This is a genomic window from Hypericibacter adhaerens (assembly GCF_008728835.1).
Classification (GTDB): Bacteria; Pseudomonadota; Alphaproteobacteria; order Dongiales; family Dongiaceae; genus Hypericibacter; species Hypericibacter adhaerens.
In genome coordinates this window covers 2,431,218-2,455,421 of sequence record NZ_CP042582.1, presented here as the reverse complement: position 1 = coordinate 2,455,421, position 24,204 = coordinate 2,431,218, and the positions used below count along the sequence as shown (strand labels likewise).

Annotated in this window: 19 protein-coding genes and 1 tRNA gene; 11 read left to right on the top strand and 9 right to left on the bottom strand. The window is 66.7% G+C overall.

From position 1 onward, the window contains the following. Nucleotides 1–20: 20 nt before the first annotated feature. Nucleotides 21–278, bottom strand: coding sequence for a DUF6356 family protein (locus tag FRZ61_RS10715; protein ID WP_151117376.1), 258 nt, complete (start codon nucleotides 276–278; stop codon nucleotides 21–23). A 149-nt stretch (nucleotides 279–427) separates the two neighbouring features. On the opposite strand from FRZ61_RS10715, the gene FRZ61_RS10710 reads away from it, so the two are divergent. Next, nucleotides 428–889, top strand: a complete 462-nt coding sequence (locus tag FRZ61_RS10710) for an Lrp/AsnC family transcriptional regulator (protein WP_151117375.1) — start codon at nucleotides 428–430, stop codon at nucleotides 887–889. 80 nt (nucleotides 890–969) lie between these two features. Beyond that, a tRNA-Ser gene (locus tag FRZ61_RS10705) sits at nucleotides 970–1,059 on the top strand. Between the two features lie 24 nt (nucleotides 1,060–1,083). Here FRZ61_RS10705 and FRZ61_RS10700 read toward each other — a convergent pair. Beyond that, nucleotides 1,084–1,563, bottom strand: coding sequence for a YybH family protein (locus FRZ61_RS10700; RefSeq protein WP_151117373.1), 480 nt, complete (start codon nucleotides 1,561–1,563; stop codon nucleotides 1,084–1,086). A 334-nt stretch (nucleotides 1,564–1,897) separates the two neighbouring features. On the opposite strand from FRZ61_RS10700, the gene FRZ61_RS10695 reads away from it, so the two are divergent. From FRZ61_RS10695 to FRZ61_RS10665, 7 genes are all read left to right on the top strand, one after another. Beyond that, nucleotides 1,898–4,966 carry an autotransporter domain-containing protein gene (locus tag FRZ61_RS10695; RefSeq protein WP_151117371.1) on the top strand — a complete coding sequence of 1,023 codons (3,069 nt, stop codon included), beginning with the start codon at nucleotides 1,898–1,900 and terminating at the stop codon, nucleotides 4,964–4,966. 188 nt (nucleotides 4,967–5,154) lie between these two features. Next, nucleotides 5,155–6,111 carry a hypothetical protein gene (locus FRZ61_RS10690; RefSeq protein ID WP_151117369.1) on the top strand — a complete coding sequence of 319 codons (957 nt, stop codon included), beginning with the start codon at nucleotides 5,155–5,157 and terminating at the stop codon, nucleotides 6,109–6,111. 189 nt (nucleotides 6,112–6,300) lie between these two features. Next, nucleotides 6,301–8,082, top strand: coding sequence for an ATP-binding protein (locus tag FRZ61_RS10685; RefSeq protein WP_151117367.1), 1,782 nt, complete (start codon nucleotides 6,301–6,303; stop codon nucleotides 8,080–8,082). Nucleotides 8,083–8,165: 83 nt separating this feature from the next. Next, nucleotides 8,166–8,636, top strand: coding sequence for a thermonuclease family protein (locus tag FRZ61_RS10680; RefSeq protein ID WP_191909392.1), 471 nt, complete (start codon nucleotides 8,166–8,168; stop codon nucleotides 8,634–8,636). 175 nt (nucleotides 8,637–8,811) lie between these two features. Beyond that, nucleotides 8,812–9,300 carry a PAS domain-containing protein gene (locus FRZ61_RS10675; RefSeq protein ID WP_151117363.1) on the top strand — a complete coding sequence of 163 codons (489 nt, stop codon included), beginning with the start codon at nucleotides 8,812–8,814 and terminating at the stop codon, nucleotides 9,298–9,300. Between the two features lie 231 nt (nucleotides 9,301–9,531). After that, nucleotides 9,532–10,983 (top strand): tetratricopeptide repeat protein, encoded by a 1,452-nt coding sequence (locus FRZ61_RS10670; RefSeq protein ID WP_151117362.1) that lies wholly within the window; start codon nucleotides 9,532–9,534, stop codon nucleotides 10,981–10,983. Then, a complete protein-coding gene (locus FRZ61_RS10665) occupies nucleotides 10,980–12,398 on the top strand; it encodes a tetratricopeptide repeat protein (RefSeq protein ID WP_191909391.1) in 1,419 nt (472 codons plus the stop codon). The genes FRZ61_RS10670 and FRZ61_RS10665 overlap by 4 nt, the downstream gene beginning before the upstream one ends. Before the next feature lie 59 nt (nucleotides 12,399–12,457). On the opposite strand, the gene FRZ61_RS10660 is transcribed toward FRZ61_RS10665, so the two are convergent. Further along, on the bottom strand, nucleotides 12,458–12,718 hold the full coding sequence (locus FRZ61_RS10660; RefSeq protein ID WP_151117358.1) for a hypothetical protein: 261 nt from the start codon (nucleotides 12,716–12,718) through the stop codon (nucleotides 12,458–12,460). A gap of 374 nt (nucleotides 12,719–13,092) precedes the next feature. Between FRZ61_RS10660 and FRZ61_RS10655 the strand changes: the two genes are divergently transcribed. Continuing rightward, a complete protein-coding gene (locus tag FRZ61_RS10655; RefSeq protein ID WP_151117356.1) occupies nucleotides 13,093–15,054 on the top strand; it encodes an alpha/beta fold hydrolase in 1,962 nt (653 codons plus the stop codon). 110 nt (nucleotides 15,055–15,164) lie between these two features. Here the strand turns inward: FRZ61_RS10655 and FRZ61_RS10650 are convergent, their stop codons facing one another. The 6 genes from FRZ61_RS10650 to FRZ61_RS10625 form a co-directional block, all read right to left on the bottom strand. Beyond that, nucleotides 15,165–15,749, bottom strand: a complete 585-nt coding sequence (locus FRZ61_RS10650) for an EF-hand domain-containing protein (RefSeq protein ID WP_151117354.1) — start codon at nucleotides 15,747–15,749, stop codon at nucleotides 15,165–15,167. 372 nt (nucleotides 15,750–16,121) lie between these two features. Continuing rightward, a complete protein-coding gene (locus FRZ61_RS10645; protein ID WP_151117352.1) occupies nucleotides 16,122–17,573 on the bottom strand; it encodes a sensor histidine kinase in 1,452 nt (483 codons plus the stop codon). Next, the gene (locus FRZ61_RS10640; protein ID WP_151117350.1) at nucleotides 17,570–18,328 is read right to left on the bottom strand and encodes a response regulator; all 759 of its coding nucleotides are present in this window, start codon (nucleotides 18,326–18,328) and stop codon (nucleotides 17,570–17,572) included. Before FRZ61_RS10640 ends, FRZ61_RS10645 begins: the two co-directional genes overlap by 4 nt. A gap of 280 nt (nucleotides 18,329–18,608) precedes the next feature. Continuing rightward, a complete protein-coding gene (locus FRZ61_RS10635; RefSeq protein ID WP_191909390.1) occupies nucleotides 18,609–20,612 on the bottom strand; it encodes a CHASE2 domain-containing protein in 2,004 nt (667 codons plus the stop codon). Between the two features lie 10 nt (nucleotides 20,613–20,622). Then, nucleotides 20,623–21,249: a FecR family protein gene (locus FRZ61_RS10630; protein ID WP_191909389.1), complete on the bottom strand. Its 627-nt coding sequence runs from the start codon at nucleotides 21,247–21,249 to the stop codon at nucleotides 20,623–20,625. Between the two features lie 207 nt (nucleotides 21,250–21,456). Then, nucleotides 21,457–21,909, bottom strand: a complete 453-nt coding sequence (locus FRZ61_RS10625; RefSeq protein ID WP_191909388.1) for an EF-hand domain-containing protein — start codon at nucleotides 21,907–21,909, stop codon at nucleotides 21,457–21,459. A 509-nt stretch (nucleotides 21,910–22,418) separates the two neighbouring features. On the opposite strand from FRZ61_RS10625, the gene FRZ61_RS10620 reads away from it, so the two are divergent. Continuing rightward, nucleotides 22,419–24,149 (top strand): glycosyltransferase family 4 protein, encoded by a 1,731-nt coding sequence (locus FRZ61_RS10620; RefSeq protein WP_151117342.1) that lies wholly within the window; start codon nucleotides 22,419–22,421, stop codon nucleotides 24,147–24,149. The last annotated feature ends 55 nt before the right edge of the window (nucleotides 24,150–24,204 follow it).

Sequence of the window (24,204 nt, the reverse complement as noted above, 5' to 3'; positions counted from 1 at the left end):
CTTTTTCTTTGGCGGATCGCCTAGCGCGCCGCCTTGTTCGGCAAGGCACCGATCGGTTGCGCCCCGCCGCGACGGCGATTGACGACCATCCGGTCATGCAGCCGCTCGATCGCCCGGCTGCCGGTGCGGGTGAAGAGGCTCGGCAGGAAGGCGTGGACCATGCAGGCGAGCGAGGCCCCGAACATGCGCAGGCCGAAGCCCATGGCGGCCAGCCAATGCTCGCCATAGCTCTCGCCGACGCTCGCCGGGTGCTCGGTGAAGGGTTTGTGCCAGCTCATGGCGCCTCCCGAATCATCGTGGAAAACCAATCCGATGGTTCCCGAGAATGGCGCCGTCGCCGAGGAAGATTATTTTGATTTCCGCCTAGTTTTGCTAAATCTTAGAAAAACATTCTATGTATTGATAAAATTATGGAATTATATCAGCCATGGACGACATAGACCGCAAAATCCTCGGCCTGCTGCAGAACGATGCCACAGTCCCGCTCGCGGATCTGGCCGAGCAGGTGAACCTTTCCACCACGCCCTGCTGGCGGCGCATCAAGGCGCTTGAGGAGAAGGGCGTCATCACCCGGCGGGTGGCGCTGCTCGATCCGGCGAAGATGAATGTCGGGCTCACCGTCTTCATCGCCATCCGCACCAACCAGCATTCGCTGGAATGGCTGACGCGCTTCCAGCGCGCGATCGACGGCATCCCCGAGATCGTCGAGGTCTATCGCATGAGCGGCCAGATCGACTATCTGCTGCGCGCCGTGGTGCCCGACATCGCCGCCTATGACGCCGTCTACAAGCGCATCATCCAGCGTATCGAGCTTTCCGACGTGACCTCGATGATGGCGATGGAGGTCATCAAGAGGACGACGGTGCTGCCGGTCAGCTATGCGGAGTGAAATCACGCGAAGACGGCGGCGCTCGACGGAACCGAAGGGTTTGCTATAACAGCGCCGGCTCGCGCCCGCGGGCCGTCGACGGATGGGTGGCCGAGCGGTTGAAGGCACCGGTCTTGAAAACCGGCATGGCGGCAACGTCATCGTGGGTTCGAATCCCACCCCATCCGCCATCACTCGATCGCCTTTGCGTTTCATCACCGATTGCCCAGCGGCGCTCCGAAGATCGCGCGCTGATAGTCGGCGAGCAGCCTCGGCTCGTCGATGGAGCCGTGGTGATGGAGCTGGCGCCACACGCCGCCGATCTTGACGAACCAGCGCGTGGTGCGGAAACGAAGCTCGAGACGGGTATAGGGCGTCTTGCAATAGCCCCTCTCGCGCCCGACGAAGAGGTGCCAGTCGCTGCCGCCCTGGCTCGTGAAGTCGTGGAAGGCGACCTGGACCGTGGCGAGCCCGCCGAACAGCTTCGCATAACCCTCGCTGATGGCTTTCCATCCCCGCCGGATCCCGCCGATCGGATTGTCCATGCTGGGCGCATCGCCTTCGGCCCAAACGGCGGCAAGCGCTTCCAGATCGCCGCTGTTGAAGGCGCCATAGAAATCGATGAGCGCATCCAACGCGCTACCGTCGCCGGCCTTCGTTTCGGTTCCGGTGATCTCCGTCACGTTCGCCGCCATGGCCCGATCCTTTCCCTGCCGCGGTTTCAGACGACGGTGGGCGATGACATCACCCAGGAGCTTACCTTAGCGCACCCTCGATGACGGCCGCGATTTGGCCGGGCGCGGCCCGGTCACTCTTGAACCGCCCTGGCTTGTGGTTTCTTTGTGAACAGCCGACCGGCTACCGAGATTCCGGATGTCTTTGCCGAGGAATTCAATGACCATCGAGACCTCCTGAAGATTCTCGACTTGATCTTCATCAAGCCGGCGGCATTGCGGATCTTACAATTTTAAAACCCAGGGTTGATTTCGTTGGGCCATTGCCCCTGGGTTCAACAGTTGGGGTCGGCGCGTGCAGCCAGACCATCCGGATACCCGCGCGAGAGTCAGATCGGCCACCGCCCGACTCGCAGCGATTGCCGTCCTTGCGGTTTCCTGCACGTCGCAACCCTGCCGGGCCGAAATCCAGGTCACGGCCTACATCCCCCAATTCCTGGGCACCGCCGTCTCCATTGTCGATACGGGCGGCAACACGGTCGTGGGGACCCAGCCAGCCGAGAACATCCCCTATGGCGTCACGGTGACGCCGGACGGCAGGGTCGCCTACGTCACGAACATCAACAGCAGCTCCGTCACCGTGATCGATGCGGCCACGAACACCGTCACCGGCACGATCGCGATCGGAGGGGCACCCTACGGTATCGTGGCCAGCCCCGATGGAAAATTCGCCTATGTCGTGAACGCTTCCGACAATGCGGTATCGATCATCGACACGGGAACAAATGCGATTGTCGGCGCCGCCATTCCGGTCGGGGCGGCGCCCGTGGGCATTGCTCTCACGCCCGACGGCGGACTCGCGTACGTCACGAACTTCGCCGACAACACGGTATCGGTGATCGACACGACGACCAACTCGGTGATCGGCTCCCCGATCCCGGTCGGCCTCGGTCCCCGCGGCGTGGCGGTGAGCGCGGACGGGCGGTTCGTCTACGTCACGAACCAGCTCAACAATTCGGTGTCGGTGATCGACGCGAACCACACCGTTGTCGCCTCCATCGGGGTCGGTATCCAACCCAGCGGCATCGCGATGGCGCCCGATGGACGGTTCGCGCTCGTGGCAAACAGCCTGAGCAACACCGTCTCCGTGATCGATACCGCAACGAACATCGTGACGGCCACCATTCCGGTGGGCACCAATCCCTACGGTATCGCCGTCACGCCGGACGGGCGGTTCGCTTATGTCACCAATCAGATCAGCAACGACGTGCTGGTGATCGACATCTCGACCAATACCGTGGTCGGCAGCCCCATCGCGATACCCAACCAACCCATCGCCTTCGGCTCCTTCATCGGGCCCAATGTCATCGTGCCGGCAGGCGGTCCGTTGTCTGTCTCGAGCGACGCGGCGCTCGCGGCACGTGGCTTTCAGCAATTCATGAACTTCAACGGCGGCACCCTGCTCGTGACGGGCAGCCTGAACAGCTCGCGCTCGATATCCCTGCTGGCCCAAGGCGGGACGATCGATACCAACGGGTTTGATTCCGTTTTTTCGGGACCGATCGTCGGAACGGGCGCGTTGACCAAGCTGGGCGACGGCACCCTGAGCCTGACGGGAACGAGCAGCTATAGCGGGGGTACGACGGTCGGTGGCGGCACGTTGCGCGTCGGCGCGGACACCAATCTGGGCGATCCGGACGGCGCCCTCACCCTCGACGGGGGAACGCTGCAGCTGGGTGCGAGCTTCGATCTCGCCGGCACGCGCGGGCTCACGATCGGCAGTGGCGGTGGTACGATCGATACCAACGGCTTCGATACCGTGATCTCCCAGGGGATAGCCGGCACCGGCGCGCTCGACAAGACGGGCGCGGGCTCCCTGATCCTCAACGGCATCAACAGCTACGGCGGCATGACGACCGCGACCGACGGCACACTGGGGGTCGGCGACGTCAACCATCCCGCCGCGAGCCTTTTGGGAAGCGTGACGATCGGAAGCGACGGCACCTTGGCCGGGCACGGCACGGTGTCGGGAGACGTGGCAAACCTGTCGGGCGGCACCACCGCACCGGGTGGCTCCATCGGTACCCTTTCGATCGGTGGCGACTATACGCAAGGACCCAGCAGCAGGATGTCGATCGAGGTTTCGCCCGGCGGGGCTTCGCAGCTTGCCGTGTCGGGAACCGCGGGTCTCGACGGCCAACTCGTTCTCGTTTTCGATCCCGGGGTCTATACGAGCCGCCAATATACCATCGTGAGCGCGGGCCTCGTGTCAGGCACCTTCTCTTCAGTCGCCGGCGATATTGCGCAGGGTTACGACTTCAACCCCTCGCTGGAATACCTGACCAACGCGGTGAACCTGACGATCGACCCGGTTCTCATAGAACCCGCGAATGACACGGTATTCACGGCCCTCAGCACGGTCGCGCTTCAGGGTGCCCATCATTCGAATTTTACGCTGTTCGACCATCTTGCCGATCGGCAGTTGGGAACCGGCAGCGATAACATTCAGACCGCGATCGCTTCGGCCCTGCCCTCGCAGCTTGCGCTCGGCGACAATGTCGCCGATGTCGGCGGCCTGGTTGCACAGCTTCCCGACGCGATGACACGGATGGGCGGCTGGTTTCGCGCTCTCGGGCAGTTCACGACGCTTGACGGGAGCGGCGGTGTGCCCGGCTTCGACGCGCAGAGCGGCGGATTTCTTGCGGGACTTGATCGGGCCTTGACCGAGAACGTCACCAGCGGCATCGCCGTCGGTTACGCTCATACCAACCTCGACGAACATGGCGGCAGCGACGCCACCATGGAGACCCCTCGCGTCGCTCTCTACGGGAGCGCCTCCTTGGGTATTGTCACCCTCGATGCCACGGTGGGGTATGCGCATGATTTCATCGATGCCGATCGCCCGATCGACGGGACGGGAGAGACGGCTTCCTCCAGCCATGGCGGCGACGAAGCGACGGGGGCCTTCCAGTTGAGCAGCGCCATTCCGTTGGACCGCGTGACGGTGACACCGCGGGCGGGGCTTAGCTACGTGCACCTCTTCGAGGGGAGCTTCACGGAGACAGGCGCCGGTGGTTCCGATCTCGACGTATCGAACAAGGATGCGGATTCCATGCGGCCTTTCGTCGGCCTGACGGCGGCTCGGCCCTTTGTCACCGAGGACGGGGTGATCCTCACACCGACGCTCGACATCACCTATAGCCACGAGGTGATGGACGCCTCGCCTTCCAACACCGTGGAAGTTGGTGGCGGCAGATTCAAGGTCGACGGGCTTACGCCATCCCGCGATCAAGTGGCTGTGGGTGCCGGGTTCAGCGCCGAGATGAACGAGCAACTGGCGCTCTACGCCGACTACCATGTGATCCCTCCGACGGGGAATTTATTCGCACAGGCCGTGTCGATTGGTTTTCGGTACCGGTTCTGACCGCGACCCCCAAAGACGATTGTCTCTGGCCGTCAATGATGCCCTTTAGCGTCTGTCTGCGGCCGCCGTTTGCGCCGTTTCATCTATTGAGAAATGCAGCTCGGCCCATGTCGCCGAAAAATGTGATGGTGCCAGCGACTCCCGCGGATTATGTTCTCCGCGGTTTGGAGAGTTAGGGGTATCAGCCGATGAAAATCCACGCCACGCGCCTGGCGGCATGCCTGTGCGCGACCACGATCCTTGCCGCCGCCGCGCAGGCCGCGTCGCCGACGCCGACCAACGGCAAGGCTACGCTCGTCGTGACCTACGAGCTCAAAGGCGCGGGCAAGGAGCTTCCGGACTCTCACGAGAAGAATGTCTACTGGACGGTCGACGCCCGCTACGAGGTCAAGGCGGTGATGACCGCGCAGAAGCCCAGCGGCTTCGGCACCCTGCACAAGCCCGACGCCGCCGAGCAGCAGCGCGAGGCCGATCGCGCGGCCGCAGCGCAGGCGGCGGCGACCGACATGCAGCCGTTGATGGAGCAGGCCCAGAAGATCATGGAGATCTGCGGCGAGGACGAGGCCTGCATCCAGCGCGAGACCATCAAGATGTCCCAGGGCGTCAACATGAATTCGCAGCAGATGCAGGACGCCAAGGCGAATGTCGCCGCGGCCTCGGTCATGCCGGACGTGCGCTACCAGGGGTTCCAGGGCGGCCTGCAGTCCGGGACCTATACCGTCAAGGAAACCGCCCACGAGGCTTATTTCGACGCCGCCTGCAGCCTGGCGACGGAGGCGCGCTGCGCCATCGACACGACCGTGAACGGCAAGGGGAAGCTGAAGGATGCCTCGGGCGCCACGGAGTTCCCGTCCGGGACCATGGCCGAGATCGACTTCCAGACGGGATCCCTGATCATCCAGCTGGCGCTGCCCGGATTTGCATCCGCGAAGCAGACCGTCGTGTCGAAGGCCCCGGAGCGCCCCTCGGGAACGACCGATGTCCTGCGGACCGTCGCGAACGGCGGCGCCATGGACTCCACGCTGCGAACGGTGTCCTGCGGCGAATGCAAGGCCGTGAGCGATTCCTTCGAGATCGATGTGGAGGACCAGCTGCTCGGCCGCCCGGCCAAGCTCGTCGTCAGCTGGAAGTTCACCCGGTCGTGACACGCGGCATGCGGCCGTCGCGTGCCATGAACCGGCGGATCCCCGTCGAGAGGCTCGCGGAACGGGAGCGACAGGCGGGCGGCTCGTTAATGACTGGTTAACCAACTGTTAGCAGGGCCGTCTTAAGCTATAGGCTTTCCATGCCCTCCGTGGCATCAGCTCGGCATTGAGAACAGCAGGGTCGGCGAAATGGCAGAAGCGGCGAAGCTCGGATCGGCGGCGACGGAAAACATGCCGTCGCCCGTGTCGGCGGCCGGCCAGCCAGCCTGGTTCGTCCTGATCGAGGCGATCGAGCGCCTGTCGGCCGCCCAGACCTTCGAGCAGATCCAGGAGATCGTCCGCCTCGGAGCGCGCGCCGTTTCCGGCGCCGACGGGGTCACCTTCGTGCTGCGCGACGGCGACCGCTGCCACTATGTCGAGGAGAACGCCATCGGGCCGCTCTGGCGCGGGCAGAAGTTCCCGATGACGAGCTGCATCTCGGGCTGGGCGATGCTGAACAAGCGCACGGCCGTCGTCCCCGACATCTATGTCGATCCCCGCATCCCGCACGACGCCTACCGTCCGACCTTCGTCAAAAGCCTGATGATGGCGCCCGTCCGGGTCGAGGACCCGGTCGCCGCGATCGGCGCCTATTGGGCCCGCGAATACGAGCCCAGCCCGAACGAGATCGCGCTCCTGGAAAGCCTGGCCCGCGCCACCTCCATCGCCATCGCCAACGTCACGCTGCAGAATTCGCTCCGGGACGCCGCCGAGACGGCCCAGGGCCAGGCCGAGGAGATCCGCCGCTCCTATGACGAGCTGCGGCAGGAGACCGAGAAGCGACAGCAGACGGAAGCGCAGCTGCGCCAGGCGCAGAAGATGGAAGCGATCGGCCAGCTCACCGGCGGCATGGCCCACGACTTCAACAACCTGTTGACCGTCATCATCGGCAGCCTGGACCTGCTCGTCGCCGGTCCCGCCGACGGGCCGCAGGTGAAGTCGCTGGCCGGGAGCGCGCTGGAGGCCGCGGTCCGGGGCGCCGACCTGATCCGCCGCCTGCTCGCCTTCGCCCGGCGCCAGCCGCTCGAGCCGCAGCGCGTCGATATCAACGAGCTGGTGCGGAAGATGTCGACGCTGCTGGAGCGGACCCTGGGCCAGCATATCAAGATCATGCTCGACCTCTCGCCGGAGGTCTGGCCGGTCATCGTCGACCCGGCGCAGCTCGAGACCAGCCTCGCCAATCTTGCGACCAACGCCCGCGATGCGATGCCCAACGGCGGCAGCCTGCGCTTCGCCACCTCGAACCGGCACCTGGACGAGGACTATGCCTCGAGCCACCGGGACGTGACCGTCGGCGACTACGCGATGATCGAGGTCAACGACAGCGGCACGGGCATTCCGGGTGCCCTGCTCTCGCGCATCTTCGAGCCCTTCTTCACCACCAAGGACCCCGGCAAGGGGACGGGACTGGGCTTGAGCATGGTGTTCGGCTTCATGAAGCAGTCGGGCGGCCATATCAATCTCTACAGCGAGGAAGGTATCGGCACCACCTTCCGTCTCTACCTGCCGAGAAGCCGGGACGAGGCCGCCAGCGCCGCGCCCAGGCCGGTCGAGACGGCCGAGCCGGGCCATGGCGAGACCATCCTGCTGGTCGAGGACGATCTGGCCATCCGCCGGCTCGCCGTCCATCAGCTCATCACGCTCAACTATCGCGTGGTCGAGGCGGTCGATGTCGAGACCGCGCTCATGGCGCTCGAACAGACCCGCGTCGATCTGCTGCTGACCGATCTGATCATGCCGGGCGGACGCGGCGGCTACGACCTGGTGCTGGAGGCCCGTCAACGCTGGCCCGAGCTCAAGGTCATCCTCACCTCGGGCCTGCCGGACGTGCGGCTGCGCGACGATCCGGCGATCGCCAAGCTGCCGCTCCTCACCAAGCCCTACCGCAAGCTCGACCTGGCCCGGGCCCTGCACAAGGCCCTGAGCGCCTGACGGGCCGGGGCGATCTGCCGGTGCTACGGCTCCTGTCCCTCCGACGCCCTCCCTTCGCAGCGAGACGCTTCGCCCGGCTGCTGTTGACGCCCCTTCTGCTGGCCGCGCTGCCGTCGCCGCCGAATCCGGCCCGCGCGGAGACGCTCGCGGGCAGCGCCATCGTGATCGATGGCCGCACGATCGAGGTCGACGGCCAGGCGGTGCGGCTGCTCGATCTCGATGCGCCGGCGATCGGCCAGCATTGCCGCGATGCGACCGGCGCCGACTATGGTTGCGGCGAACGGGCCGCGGCCGCGCTGTCGGACCATCTGCATCAGCGCAAGGTCTCCTGCGACTGGGCCTTTCAGGATCGCGAAGGGCGGCGTCTCGGGCGCTGCACGCTCGCCGGCAAGGACGTGGCGCTCTGGCTGATCCGGCAGGGTTGGGGCCTGCCCGACCGCGACTGCAAATGCGAAGCCTATCGGGAAGTGGCCGGCCAGGCGAAAGCGAAGCATCTGGGACTCTGGGCCGGATCGTTCGACATGCCCTGGATCTGGCGGCAGCCCTCGCCCTAGCCGGCCGTCATCGCCGACCGGTATAGCGGGCGGCTCCCTTTCACCTTCAGGCCATGTTGATTCCCCGCAGGCACGGGACCACTCTCCTCCCCATCCTTCGTCTCGATTCGCGGGCCCAGCGACACCGAGCGGCTGCCCTTTGGTGAATGGTGCGACGGAAAAGACGGGCGATCGCATGACAAGCTTGTTCTGGGACGAGCGCCTGGAGACCTTGCTGGCCTACTGGAATCTCAAGCGCGGCGACCGGCCGGCCCCGAGCCGGCGCGACATCGATCCCCGCGACATCGCGCGGCTGCTGCCCTGCCTCCACCTCATCGATGTCGAGCCGCAGCCGCTGCGCTTTCGCCATCGGCTCGTCGGCAGCGAGCTCATCGACATGATGGGCCGCAATGTCACCGGCCAATATGTCGGCGACGGCCTCTATGGCCGGGCGGCCGACGAGATCCTCGAGACGATGCAGCACCTGACGACGCAGATCCGGCCCTTCCGGCGCCGGGCGCGGCTCGAATGGCACCGCGCCGACTGGCTCACGCTCGAGGCGCTCGAGCTGCCGCTGATCGACGAGAACGGCCAGGTCAACATGCTCCTCTGCGGCCGCAGCTTCTCCCTCGCCGATCCGCCGCTGGCGACCCGGCTCAATTTCGATCCGCTCACGGTACTCTGAAGCATCAAGCGGCCGGCGAGCGGAGAACACGCGGTCGCGGAAGAAGGACCGCGCGGCACGATGCTTTCATCTCAAATGCCGCGCGTTTCCCCTGCCCGCCCAGCGGCTTCGGCATCGGGCGATCGCCCGTGGCGCCAAACATGGCCGGTTTACCGCCTCTCAACGATTTGAGCGTCTGCTATCGCGCGAGACGCCTTTCGGATTTTCAACTCCTGAGGCTGGTTGTCCGCCATGGCATACATTGCTCGATTCCGCCTCGTCATGCTTCTCGCCGTTCTCCTGCTATTGATGGGAAGCCCGGGGTCGGCCCATGCGGGTACGCCTGACCGGAAGTGGCTGGATCTCCTGAAGCAGCAGCAATTCGACAAGCTGGAAAACGAGCTGCAAAGGCTGCAGGCGGACTACGACGGCGGCGGCTGTCAGGAGTGCGAAGCGAACGCGCCCTATTTCCTCTTCGCCACTTCGGACCCACTGGTGGGCCAGCGGCTCCAGGAATGGGTGGCGCAGCATCCGAATTCGGTCCCGGCGCGTTTCGCGCGCGGACGCTACCTCAATCACGTCGCTTGGATCGCGCGTGGCAGCGGAACCGTCTCTGAGACCAGCAACGAACAGTTCGCCGAGATGCGCCGGCTCCAGACGGCCGCCATTGAAGATCTGCTCTGGGTCGTGGAGCACGAACCGAAGACACCGCTGGCCTATGCGGACCTGATCTACATCGCCACTGCCCAGAGCGGCGAGATCGCCGCGGCGCAAATCTATGACCGCGCGCTTCAATCCAACCCGGACTCGCCGGCCATCTATCGTGCCCGGGTCTGGTCGCTGTCGCCCTGGTGGCAGAGCATCCTGTCCTGGGGCGATGCCGAGGCGCGCCAGCAAGCCTATATCCTCGACCTGCAGCAGAAATATGGCGGCAAGCCGGGCTTCGGCTGGCTCGACGGCTATGCCGACTATATGAAGGCCGAAGCCGACTGGCGCAATGGCGACTGGGAGGCTGCCATCGCCGCCTATGGCCGTGCCCTCGCCGTCCGGGAGCATGCGACCTACCTCCTCGCCCGCGCCGATGCCTATGCCGACATCGAGGCTTACGATAAGGCCGATGCCGACCGGAAGCGTGCACTCACGATCGCGCCCAACGACACGGACGCCCTCTACGAAAACGGCAAGCTGGATGCCTGGCGGTGCCGATCGGCGAGTGCCGCCGACATCTGCAAGGCGGCCGAGGCCGAGCTCGATGCCGTCGTCGCGGCCGATCCGCTCGAGCCCAAATACCTGCTGCAGCGTGCTCTCCATCTGGCAGCGATGGGGCGGACGGACGAGGCCCGCCGCGACATGGAGGATGCGCAGGTTTATGGCAAGAACGCCGCCTGGGTGCAGGGCATGTCCGCCTCGATATTGTCGAGCTTCGACAAGCCGGCGGCCAAGCTGGCCTATCAACGGGCCATCACGCTGGCACCCGACGATCTCAGCCGCGTCGAGAAGTATTTGAGGTTCCTGGCGGACACGGCCGACTGCGGTTTCCTGCCGCTTCAGATCACCTACCGGAAGATCTGCAGTCAGACCGATCAATGCCGGTTGATTGGCGAGCTCGACGGCATGGTCGAGAGCTTCCAGCAGAACCGTCGGCAGAACTGCGCCGCGCAGAACTGGACACAGCCGGCCGCGTCGATGGCCCTGCCCGAATGACCGGAGCCGATCCCATGACCGGAAGAAGGACGTTCATCGGAACCAAAGCCCTGGTCCTGGCGGCCACGCTCCTGCTGGGCGCGGTCCTGTTCCAACCGTCGGTGCGCGCCGACACCATCGGCCGCGCCGAGATCATGACGCTTCTCGCCGGCGGACGGTTCGACGAGCTCGATCGTCGCCTGGTGGAGATCGATGACGATGCCAATGCCCAGAAGCGACCCGAAACCGATCTGATCCGGGCCTTCGACGCCTTCGCCACGTCCGATCCTGCGGTCCTGACACAGCTGGATCGCTGGGTCGCCGAGCGGCCCAATTCTGGCATGGCACTGGCGGCGCGGGCTGTCAGCCGGTCCCACCTCGTTCAGATGATGCGCTACAGCGACAGCTTTCGCGCCGCGGATGAGGACTTCTCCCGGGAGATCAAGATCAGGCAGCGGGACGCGATCGTCGATGCGCAGAAGGGGCTCGCCATCAAGGAGATGAACCCGATCGGGTTCGTCTTGTCGGTCAAGCTCTTCATCGCCTGGGGCGATCCGCAAAGTGTTGAGGAATGGTACCGGATCGCGATCAACGACCTTCCCGCCTCGCCCGCCATCCATCGAGCCTATCTCTCGTTCTACGCGCCCTGGAATCAGGCCACCGTCAGCCCGGAGGATTCCCTGGCGCGGTTGCAGGGGATCACGGACAGCCTCGAGAAGGGCTTCGGCAAGGATCCCGATTTCGTTTGGCTGCGGGGCTATGCCGACTACGTCCGGGGCGAGAGCTTGCGGCGCAGCGGACATCCCGCCGATGCCATCGATAGCTTTTCGGTGGCGCTGACGAAGTCCGACGATGCGGAATACCGGATCGGCCGCGCCCAGGCCTACCTGGCCATGGGTGACGGCCAGGCGGCGCTCGCGGACTTCAGCCAGGCTCTGGCGCTCGAGCCCGACCTCGCGCCCGCCGTTCACGGGCAGGCGCTGGCTTGGGAGAAGCTCGGTCAGATGAAGGATGCGCTGGCCGCGCTCGATCATGCCGTCGCCTTGGATCCGCTGAACCCCCTTTACCTCACCGACCGAGCGAGGCTGCTGCGCCAGGCGAAACGGAACGACGAGGCCCAGCGCGACATGGACGCCGCCTTGCAATACGGCAGCCATGATCCCTGGGTACAGGTCTGGCGCGGTGCAGTTTATGAGCCGACAAGTCCTGAGACTGCCGCCACCGCCTTTCAGGAGGCCGCCAGCTTGGCGCCATCAGAGCCGGCTTACCTGAAGCGCTACGCTGACTTCCTGCTGCGGCACGAAGATTGCTCGGCAATCAACGTTGTCGAGCGCTACAACGAGGCCTGTCGGGCCGATGTCGGCTGCGGCGAGAAGGCGAGGCAGCTGGAAGACGCCGCCACAGCCCTCAAATCAAAGATGTCCTGTGCGGGGTAGCTCGGAAAGGCGGGGCGCCTGCTCCGGCGGGCGGGCCTGAGCCCGCGGCTCCTGGGTCATCACGTCAATCGCGCGGCCTCGCGGCCACCAGGCCCGCCTCCCTCCTCGGTCTGCAGCTGCGACATGTAGAGGCGGTGGCGCAGGCTCGGATCGTTCCGGGTCTTCTTGTTGCAGATGGAATAGCTGTTCATCAGATCGGCGCCATTGCACTTGTACATCTCGCTCAACTGCGGATCGGCATGCTGCGGTCCCGTGCTGCAGGCGCCAAGCAACAGAAGACCGGCCAGCAACGGAACGACGCGCAACGATGGGATCGACATCGAATTTCTCCGGCGTTGTGAAACAACCCGCCGAGACGGCCGGCGCTGGCCCCGACAACCGGTCGTGACGAGACCGATGGGTCAGTCGCCTTCGTGCGGATCTTTGCCGGGGATTCTATCAACCGGACCGCTCTTGCCTCTTCACGCCCCGGTGTGGTGGCCAAGATTTCATCTGCGGCGGCGCGCTCGTCGCCGCGATGTCACAAGGCCGATCTCGCCAGCCCCCCACCGTCGGCCTGTTCCTGCCGGCCGCCGGGCGGTATCGGCTTGGGGGCCGTGCCGCCGGCGCCCTGAAGCGGCCGGCCGCGAGCATATTGCGCGCCGGGGACGGGCCATGATTGCATGGCTGCACCATTCTTCTCCAAGGCCCTGACATGTCTCGTTCCCCCTGGCTTCGCCTGGCGTCGGTCCTGTCGGCAACCGCCGCGATTCTGCTGCTGACCGCCTCCACACCGCCCAAATCGAGCGTGACCACGAACGCGCTGCGCGCGACCGTCGAGAAGCTCGGCGGCCAGCCCTGCAAGGACAGCGACCTCACCTGCCTCAAGATCAAGGTGCCGATCGACCATTTCTCGAACGAGCCCAAGGGCGAGATCGAGATCGAGTTCGCGATCCATTTCGCGAACCAGCAGAGCAAGGGCCTGCTGATCTATCTCGTCGGCGGGCCGGGCAGCAGCGGCCTGCAGGTCGCGGAGGATTCGCTCGCCGATCACGACCATCGCCTCGGTGACGAGATGGATGTCGTGTTCCTCGACCAGCGCGGCACCGGGACGAACACATTGATCGACTGCCCCGCGGCGATCGCCCGCTACGACATGGCGGACCTCGATCCCGACAAGCCCGACACGGCCATCGCGCAGGCCAAGGGCTTCGTGGCCGACTGCACGGGTGAGATGAAGCATGCCGAGCTTTTGCCCTATGTCGACACCGAGCAGGCGATCCGCGATCTCGAGGCCTTCCGCCAGGCGATCGGCGCCCCCAAGGTCTGGCTCTATGGCGAGAGCTACGGCACGCAGTTCGCCCAGCAATATGCGGTGGCGTTCCCCGGTGCCATTGCCGGCGTGATCCTCGACGGCGTCCTCGACACGGCGCTCGGTTCGGAAGCCTACGCCGTCGCCGACAGCAAGGCGGTCGAGGGCATCTTCACGCGGATCCTGCGGAGCTGCGACGGCAGGTCCGACTGCCATGCCGATATGGGGCGCGCCTCGGCGGCCGCCTATGACGAGCTCGCGTCCCGCCTGGCGAAGGCGCCGATCCAGGTGGATTTTCCGTTGCCCAACGGCGACCGGATCCCGCGAGAGCTGAACAGCGGCATGCTGGAGGGAACCGCCTTCAGCTCGCTCTACACGCCCAGCGACCGGCGCGACTTCCTGCGTGTGCTGGCGGCCGCGGCGCGCGGCAACCTGATCCCGCTGATGCGCCTCACCTACTACGACCTCGCCGTCGATCCCGAGACGCTCGACGGCGTGGGCTACGGTTCGTTCTACAGCGGGGCCTATTACGCGATCAGCTGCCTCGACTATACCGAAGAAGGCGACAGCCCCGAGGCCGCCGCCCGCTCGATCCTCGCGCGCGCCAAGACCCTGCGCGCCCAGTTCCCGCGCTTCATCCAGCTCTATTTCTCCGACCGCCTGCCTTGCGCCTTCTGGCCGGCCAGGGCCAAGACCGCGCGCGGGCCGAGCTTCACCGGCGGCGACTATCCGACCGTGATCCTCAATTCCGACGCCGACCCGGCCACGCCCATCTCCAACGGCTATGCCGTCTTCGACCGGGTCAAGCATGGCTACATGATCACCATGCAGGGCGGCCCTCACGTCATCATGGGACGCGGGCTGGGCTGCCCGGACAAGATCGTGCTGGCGCTGCTGCTCGACGGCGAGACGCCGGTGGCGCATGAGCAGATCTGCGACACCTCGCTGGTGCGCAGCTACACGCCCCTGACCCTGACGGGCCCGGCCGATGCGAAGGACGGCTTCGCCGTCGCGCGCGCCATCGAGACCGAGGTCGAGCAGTTCCCGGAGATCCCCTGGGATATCGGATCGGACCCGATCTCGGTCGGCTGTGACCGCGGCGGCATGATCGAGGCGCGCAAGACCAAGGACGGCGCCGAGTTCCGGTTCAAGGATTGCCAGCTCTGGCCGGGCCTGCGCATCACCGGCACGGGCTCGGCCCATCGCCAGGGTGACTCCAGCGACGACATCACGCTCGTGGTCGAGATCGAGGGATCGCATCACGGGCGGCTCAACTACCACCATGACTGGATCACCGAAGCCACGACCATCGCCGGCGACTATGACGGCGCCGAGATCGCGACCCCGCGCCCGCCCCTTCCCTGATCGTTCAGATCCCGGCCGGCCGCATCATCGATCGAGGAGCCGCCAGGAGCCCTGCCGCATATCGTTGGGGCTGGCGGCAGGGTCCCGGCAGCGTCGCAGGCCTTTCGCGTTCAGGCCGCCTGCGACGTCTGCTCCTGAAGGCCCAGCAGGACAGAAAGCAGGCTCTGCTGCTGAGACGCGCCGCCGGTGTTTGCCGACGCGTCGTTGGAGGCCTTCAGCTGGTCCAGCAGATCCAGCAGCGCATCATCGGTCGTATCGCCGGTGGATGATGCGCTCGAATCGCTGGCATCGGTCGGCGGTGGCGGCGGGCCCAGCTTCTCCATGCCCGCCTCCCACTCGTCCTTGGTCAGCGTGCCGTCGCCGTCGGTATCGAAGGCGGCGAACAGCTGATCCGACGAGGAGGTCGAACCGCTCGATTCCTGCGCACTCAACAGGACGTGCTTCATATGGGAGTGAATCTTCTCGAAACCGGTCTCCACCTCGGACTTGCTGAGCGTGCCATCGCCGTCGGTATCGAAGGCGGTGAACAGCTCATCCGATTTGGCCGCGGCGGCATCCGAGGGTGCGCCGGCCTTGAACTCCGTCGCATCGAGGGAACCGTCGCCGTTGGTATCGAGCTGCGAGAACATCTGCTCCCGCATCTGCTTCAGCGCGGCCGTATCGAGGCTGGACGCGCCGCTTATGCCGGAAATCATGTTGTCTTCTCCTTCTTCTTATGAACTTCCGTCACGCATGACGCAGGCACGGCCCGCCGGTCGAATCCGATCGCGGCCGCCGCTGCGCCGCCGATGCCATCGCAATGCGCATGCCAGAAAAAAGCGCGCCACAGGCCTGATTCCGCTCATGCGAACCGGCCGCGATGAAAAATCACCGCGGCTGGAAATTCGTTCCGGCAGATTCGGGATCGCGGGAAATTCTTGCCGCCGCAACGACACCGGATCGCGGCCCGCACCCTAGTCCGTCCCGCCCTCGCCTGCAGCGTGGCAGGTGTAACGCCCGGTTGCTGGCGCCGCGCCTGTTACATTCGCTTACACGAATCTGCCGGGAGCGCTGCGCCGCCGGCGAGGCTAGGAGACGCGGCGGCGCTCGCGGTCCTCGGCAACCGCCGGCAAGAGCACGGACGCGATCAGCCCGCCGCGGTCGGCGTTGCGCAGGCTGACCTCGCCGCCATGTGCGCGGATGATGGTGCGGACCACGGCGAGCCCGAGCCCGCTGCCGCCCGTCCGCCGGTTGCGCGACACCTCGAGACGGTAGAAGGGCTGGAATACCTGATCGAGCTGATCCGGCGGAATGCCGGGACCGTCATCCTCGATGACGATCTCGATGGCGCGGTCGCGGTCATGCACGCGCACGCGCGCGTTGCCGCCGTGGGTCACGGCGTTGCCGATCAGATTGGCGAGCGCCCTGCGCATCGCCAGGGGCTGGCAGGAGAAGGCCATGCGATGGGGGCCGCGATAGGAGACGTCGTGGCCGAGATCGATCATGTCGTCGCACAGGCTGGCGATGAGCGCTGCCAGATCGATCCAGCGATAGGCCTCGCCGTTCGCCTCGTCGGCGGCGAAGGCCAGCGTGTCGGCCAGCATCAGCTCCATCTCGGCGATGTCGTCCAGCATCTTGCGGCGCTGCTCGACATCGATCACGAAATCGGCCCGGAGGCGCAGGCGCGTGAGAGGCGTGCGCAGATCGTGCGAGATGGCCGCGAGCATGTGCGTGCGATGCTCGACGAAGCGGCGCAGCCTCGCCTGCATCTCGTTGAAGGTCTGGCCGATGAGCCGCACCTCCGACGGGCCGCCCACCTCGACCGCGGGCGATGCCAGATTGGTGCTGAACTGCGTCGCGCCTTCGGCAAGCCGGCGCAGCGGCCGGATCAGGGCGCGGGCGGCCCAGAGCGACAATCCCGCGACCACGAACCCGGCCAGCAGCAACCAGAGCGCCAGCGAGATCAACGGCCGCCAGCCCTCGCCCTGGCCGTGGGCGCGAACTTCGAGCCAGGTCCCGTCGTTCCCCTGGATCGCGATCCGGAAGAAACCGGGCACCCATTCCACCTCCGCCGCCGCGGGATCGAGGCTGCGTTCCGCGTTCTCATTCGGGACCAGCATCGGCCGGGCCCTTCGGAACAGGCTCATCGGAAAGCGCGGCTGCGCGATGCCGAACTCGATCACCTGCGCCTGCCCTTGCAGCGCCTTGGCCAGCAGCGCCTGCATCACTTCGAAAGGCGGCCCTCCGCCCGTACCCATGAGCCGCGGCGTCGGCGACCAGTCGAAGCTGAGCCAAGGCTGATCGTTGAGCGCGGCGACCCGAGCCGACCTCGCTGCCGGCGGTGCCGAGAACACCGCCTGTGCCGCCTCCTTCACCCGGTCCGTCAGCCAATGGCCGCTGAAGGCCTGTGGCGGCGGCGGGCGAAAGGCGAGGAAGAGCAGGAGGTTGATGCTCTGGGTGGCGAGCAGCGCCAGCAGGATCGTCAATGCGATCCGGGCGGCGATCCGGTCGGGAAGCTTGAAGCGCCTTGATCCGATCACTCGGTCTCATCCTCGGGCAGGGCCGGCGGCAGGACGGCCCCTTCCGCCTCGACCTTGGGCGTGAAGACATAGCCGCCGTTGCGGACCGTCTTGATCATGACAGGCTGCTGGGAATCGCGCTCGATCTTGCGGCGCAGACGGCTGACCAGAACGTCGACGCTGCGGTCGAAGGGGGCCGAGCTGCGACCCTGGGTCAGGTCGAGCAGCTGGTCGCGGGTCAGGACCATCTGCGGGCGCTCCACGAAAGCCGTCAGCAGCTCGAATTCGGCGGCGCTCAGATGCACGACGAGATCGTCCGGCGATGTCAGCTCCCGCCGGGTCACGTCGAAGCGCCAGCCGTCGAACTGGTAGCGGGTCCCTCGCTGACGCCCGCCCGCCGGCAGGGCCGCGCTCCGCCGCAGCACCGCGCGGATCCGCGCCAGGAGCTCGCGGGGATTGAAGGGTTTGGCGAGATAGTCGTCGGCCCCCAGCTCGAGCCCGATGATGCGATCGGTCTCGCCGCCGATCGCCGTCAGGATGATGATGGGGGTGCTCGCCTTGGCCCGTACCCGCCGGCAGAGCGTCAGCCCGTCCTCGCCGGGCAGCATCAGATCGAGCACGATCAAATCGATGCGCGAGGCCCCGAGCGCCTGCAGCATCGACCGGCCGTCGGCCACGGCGGTGACGCGGAATTTGTGCTGTTCGAGGAAGCGGGCAACGAGACTACGGATTTCGCGGTCGTCATCGACCACAAGAATATGGTTGGAGCGGCTCATCGGATCGGGGCGGCCAGGCAACCAAGGCAGAATAGCCGGTCCCGCCCCGTCATGGCGGTCCCGATTGGTAACAGTCTGTAACAGCGCTCCGGGCCGACCCGCTTCCGGGAGCCGCCGACCCGGTCGCCAGGGCGAGAGTCCGGAACGGCCAAAAAAAGGGCGTCGAGGGCCTTTGGCCTTCGACGCCTTTAAGGAGGAACGCACAGCAGAGGCTGATCGTGAAACCGCTCCACGATCTGGAAACGAGGCTAGTCGGAAATCCCTATTCAATAAATAGAGATTAACTGGATTCAGGATTTAGATTTTCTTTCGCTGCCGGCCCTGGGGCCCGATCTCCGGCCGGGGTGGCGGCAGCCTCCACCACCGCTTCGGCCGGGGCGATCCAGACGGTGAGCCGGCCCTCGCGGCCGCGGATCGCCTGGTCCGGCAGGGGCCAGAAGCCCGCCTGGAGATCGCGGCGGCCGGCCGCGGCCACGGCCGACATGACCGCGTCCGAGACGGCGATGGCGGCGCCGTTCTGCTTGGCGAAATCCTCGAGCCGGCTCGCGACGTTGACGGTATCGCCGGCGACCGCGAGCTGGGATTGCGTGGCACCTCCGAGCCGCGCCAGCGCCACCGGTCCGAAATGAAGGCCGGCCCGCGGCGTGAGCTTCGGCTGCCAGCGGGCCAGCGTTGCCACCAGGGCCCGGGCGCAGGCCAGCGCCGAGACCGGGTCTTCCGACCTGGGCTGCGGCAGCCCGAAGATCACCATCGCCCCGTCGCCGACGAACTGCTCGATGACCCCGCCATGGGCCAGCACCACCTCCTCGAGCCGGCCGTGGAATGCCTTGAGGAAGCGGGCCGTGTCCTCGGGCGACTGCGTCTCGCTCAATTGCGTGAAGCCGGAAAGATCGGCGAAGAGGATGGCAGCGGGCTGCTCGCGCTCATGGAAGCCGGCTTTTCCCTCGGCCGCGAGCTGTGCCGCCATCGCCGCGGGCACGTAGCGCGCGAGATTGCTGCGTTGGCGCTCGGCCTCGCGGCGCAGCCTCAGCTCGGCGATCACCCGACCGGGCAGCAGGATCGTCGCGGTCAGGAGCGCGGCGAAGGTCGGCAGCACCATGTTCAGCCAGAGATGCCATTGCAGGAATGCCAGCACGCAGAAGGCCGGCCACGCCAGCAGCGCCGCCAGGGTCAGGCCCAAGGCCAGCAGCGGATTGCGCCGGGTCGCGGCGAGCCAGGCCAGCCCCGCCAGGACCAGCATGGCCCCCAGCTCCCAGGCGCGCATCAGGCCAGTCCGCGTCAGGCGCGGCCCATGCAGCAGGTTGGCGGCGACCGTCGCGATCACCTCGACGCCCGGCATCTCGCGCGCGAAAGGCGTGATGAAACGGTCGCCGAGCCCCAGCGCCGTGGCGCCCAGCAGCACGGCGTGCCCCGCGATCGCCTCGCGCGGCACCGATCCGGCCAGCAGATCCGCGAGCGAGTAGGTCCGGATGCTGCCTGTGGGGCCGTAGTAATCGATCGGCGCGCTCAGATCGCTGTCGAGCGGGATCCGACGATCCCCCAGCTGCAGCCAGCCGTTCAGCGACAGAGCGATCTCGTCTTCGCCCAGTCCCATCTGCAGCCGCGCCAGCTGGACGGCGAAGGAGGGAACGAACGTATCGCCCAGCGCGATCGCCGGCTCGAAGCTGCGCCGGGCGCCTGCCCGATCCGGGGCCAGGTTGACATGGCCGATCGCGGCCACGTTGCGGAAGTCGGCGAGCGGCAGGAGGGCGCCGGTGGCCTGCGAGGGCAGGAAGCCGCCGCTGGCGGGCTTCTGCACCACCCGATAACCCGCCGCCGACAAATCCCCCGGCACCGGCTGGCCGCCGCTCATGGTCCGCTCGAACAATGCGGCCATGGCCAGCACGCAGCGGTTCTGCTCCAGCGCCTCGCGCAAGGCCATGTCGCCGGGCGACAGGCCGGCACCGCTGCCCGTCGCCTCGCTTTCGCTCAACAGGAAATCGAGGCCGACGCTGCGAGCGCCCAGCCGCTTCAGCTCTTCGAGCGCGGCGGCGATCTTGGCGCGCGGCAGCGGCCAGCGGCCGACCTCGGCCAGCGCCCGCTCGTCGACCGCGACGATGACGACATCGTCGGGCGCGGGCACCGGGCCCCGAAGCTGGAAGCGCCCATCGAGCGTCGAGCCCTCGATGGAATCGAAGAGCGGCAGGCCATAACGATGGACGAGAACCAGGAGGATGAGGCCGGCCACCGCCATCAGGGTCGAGACGCGGAACAGGGGCCCTCCCGATCGCGGCGTCGACGTCATCGCGTCATGGTCACCAGGTGACGCGCGCGACCGCGGCGTCGCGGCGGGCGGCACCCCAGATCTTGGGCGGGGTCGGCGCCGCGCCGGCCGCGACGTCGGTGCCCTGGCCCGGCCCCAGCGTGACGGACCGGCCGGCGACACGTCCAACCACCTGGACGGCGCCCTGCAGGACGAGAACGCCCGTCTTGCCGGGGGCCGCATCGACCAGCCATTCGGTGCCGCGCACCGAGGCGATCGCGGTCTCGGTGCCGACGGCGAACCGATTCCAGCGGCCACCCTCGTCCACGATCAGCTTGATGATCCCGTTCAGCAGCGACAGCAGCGCTTCGCCCCGACCGCCGCTCGCCGCGGGCGCGTAGCGCGCGATCTCGACGCGGCTCGAGGGACCGACCGTCAGCAGCGACCCGTCGACGAACCGCAGATCCACCTTGGCGCCGTCCGCGGTGACGATCGTGTCGCCGACGGCGACCGGGGCGTCCGGGCCGAGCGGCACCGCCGCTCCCGTCCCCGCCATCTTGGTCACCTGGCCTTGGGTGCGAACGACCTGCCCCGCGGGCTCCGCCGAGGCCAGCGGCCGGCTCATCGCGCCGCAGCCGACGACGGCCAGCAGCGTGCGCAGCAGGCTTCGCCGATCCATTCCCATGATCCGTTCCGATCCTTGGAGATGCCGGCCAAAGGCTTACGCCGGGACCGGGGCGCCCACAAGGGCATGGCACCGCCCCTCTTCACGGCACAAATTGATCATGGATGGCTGACAGCCGCGGTACGGCATGGCCCAAGGACGGGGCCGGTGTCCCAACGCCGTGGCTGGCGGTGGGACACCGGATAGGTCAGCAGCCCGGGATCAACCGGCCTGCGCCCCCTGCTCCTGCAAACCCAGCAGCGACGATAGCAGGCTCTGCTGGGTCGAGGCGCCCAGCCCCGTTGCCGACGTGCCGTCGGACGAGGTCAGGCTGTCGAGGAGCTGGAGCGTGATGTCCTGCATCGGATCCGTGCCGGTGTCGCCCGTGGTGGCGGCACCCTGGGATCCCAGCAGCACGCTCTTCATGGCGGAACTCATCTTCTCGAAGCCGGACGCCAACTCGGATTTGGTCAGCCTGCCGTCGCCATCGGTATCGAAGGCGGCGAACATCTGATCCGCTTTGGCGGCGGCATCCTTTGACGGGGAACCAGCGTCGAACTCCGACTGGCTGATCGTCCCGTCATTGTCGGCATCGAGCCGCGAGAACATCTTGTCCCGCATTTGCTGCAGGGTGGCGGCGTCGAGCGATGACGTGCCACCCACTCCGGAAACCATGGGGAGTTCTCCTTCTTCTCGTGAATTTCCGTCGCAAGGCAGGGCCGGCCGGATCTTGCCTGAGCTCGCGCCCAGGCCCGCCCGGCCCTTGGCAGACCGAAGCAAAGATGGCGCCAAATTCATCAAGCAAATTCGCAGAGTTAGAGCCGTTTCCGCAGATGGCCCCGCGGGTCGCGGCGATCCGGTCCGCATGGCGGTCGGCAAGTTCGGCGCCGCCCGCCGGCAATTCCTTCCGCCACGGCCGATGATTGGCTCGGTAGCCAGGAAACGGCCTTCGCCCGCTTCCGTCGGGCAAGCTTTCACCCTATCGGCGGGAGAACGGCTGCAACGTATTGATTGATCGAGCGATCGCCGCAATTACGGTTAGCGAAATCGCTTCGCCTTTTACGATGTTCCTTTACAGTTCCGCATCAAATCCCTGGAATCCTTGACGCATCCCCTTGTGGGGCCGCCCGAATCCAGGTTACAGCCGGCCGGTCCCCGCCCCAGCGTGGGCTCAGGAGACCGCCATGGAGGATAACGGCCCGATGACGGCGCACCGTCCCGATGCGCAGACCGCGGATGCTGTCGACGCGCAGCCCGCGAACGCGGCGATCATGTTCGCGGCCGAGGGCTACGACACCTCGCGTCCGAAGCTGATGGGCCGCCATGCCGCCGGCGAAGGCTTCCTCAGGGGCTTCGCGCGCCATGCGGGCGTCGACCGTTTCTGGGCGCTGACGCCGACCGAGGCCGACGGCCGTCATTTCACCGAGGCCATGCGCCAGGTCACGCCCCAGACGCCGGTCTCCATCGCCATGTACAACCGCCTCGATGCGCTGAAGGAGTCGGGCTCCCTCTTCCTCCCCGGCCCCGGCATCGCCGAGCATGCCTGGATGCGGCGCGCGCGCTGCGACCAGCGCGACTTCTCGATCTCGGGCATCACCCACACCACCGCCTCCTTCGGCGCGATGGATGCGATCACCGGTCTCGTGACCGGCCCCGTGCAGCGCTGGGACGCGCTGATCTGCAGCTCGACCGCCGTCCGCAAGACGGTCGACCGCGTCATCGACGCGCAGATGGATTTCTTCCGCGACCGGCTGGGTGCCACCGGCAAGCTGGCGCTGCCCGAGCTGCCGGTCATCCCGCTCGGTGTCGATTGCGACGGGTTCAAGCCGAACGGGCCCGCCCGCCGGACCTGGCGCGAGCGCCTGCGCATCGCCGATCGCGATATCGCGCTGCTGTTCGTGGGCCGGCTCTCCTTCCATGCCAAGGCCCATCCCCTGCCGATGTATCTGGCGGCCGAGGCCGCGGCCAAGGCGATCAAGGGCAAGGTCCATCTGATCCAGGCCGGCTGGTTCGCCAACGACGCGATCGAGCAGTCCTTCCGCAGCGGGGCCCGCGAGTTCTGCCCCTCGGTCAACGCGATCTTCCTCGATGGCCGCAAGAAGGATATCCGTACCGAGATATGGGCCGCGGCCGATATCTTCGTCTCCTTCTCCGACAACATCCAGGAGACCTTCGGCCTCACGCCGATCGAGGCCATGGCGGCGGGCCTGCCCTGCCTGGTCAGCGATTGGGACGGCTATATGGACACGGTGCGCGACGGCGAGGACGGGTTCCGCATCCGCACCTGGCAGCCACCGGCACCGCTGGGCGAGGATCTGATCTATCGCCAGATCTCCGGCGCCGACAGCTATGACCGCTATTGCGGCAACGCCTGCCAGTTCGTCGCGGTGGACACGCAGGCGGCCTGCGAGGCCCTGGTCCGTCTCGCCAAGAACCGGGAGCTGCGCGAGAAGCTCGGCGGCCAGGCGCGTCGGCGCGCGCGCGAGGTTTTCGACTGGAAGACCGTCATCGGCCAGTATCAGGCGCTCTGGCAGGAGCTCGCGAAGATCCGCAAGACGGCGAAGGAGTCGGCACCCCGCGGCAAGGGCCCGGCCTGGCCCGCGCGGCTCGATCCGTTCGACGCCTTCTCCCACTATCCGACCCATGAACTCAGGCCGGATACCAAGATCGAGGCCGTCGCGGGCGCCGACGTGAAGCGGCTCGATCAGATGCGGCGCAACCCGTCGAGCGCCTACGCCTCGAACGTGTTCCCCGACCGCGGCGACTGCATGGCGGTGCTGGCGCATCTGGCCAAGGCCAAGAGCGCCACGGCCGACGAGCTCGTCGCCCTGGCGCCGGCGGAACGCCAGGACAGCCTGCGCCGCGGGCTGGTCTGGCTGGCCAAGCACGGTCTGATCCTGCTCCTGCCGACGTAGGCGTCCGGGTCGATCCCGCTCGCTGCCAGTTGACGGAACGGGCGCGCTGCGCCAG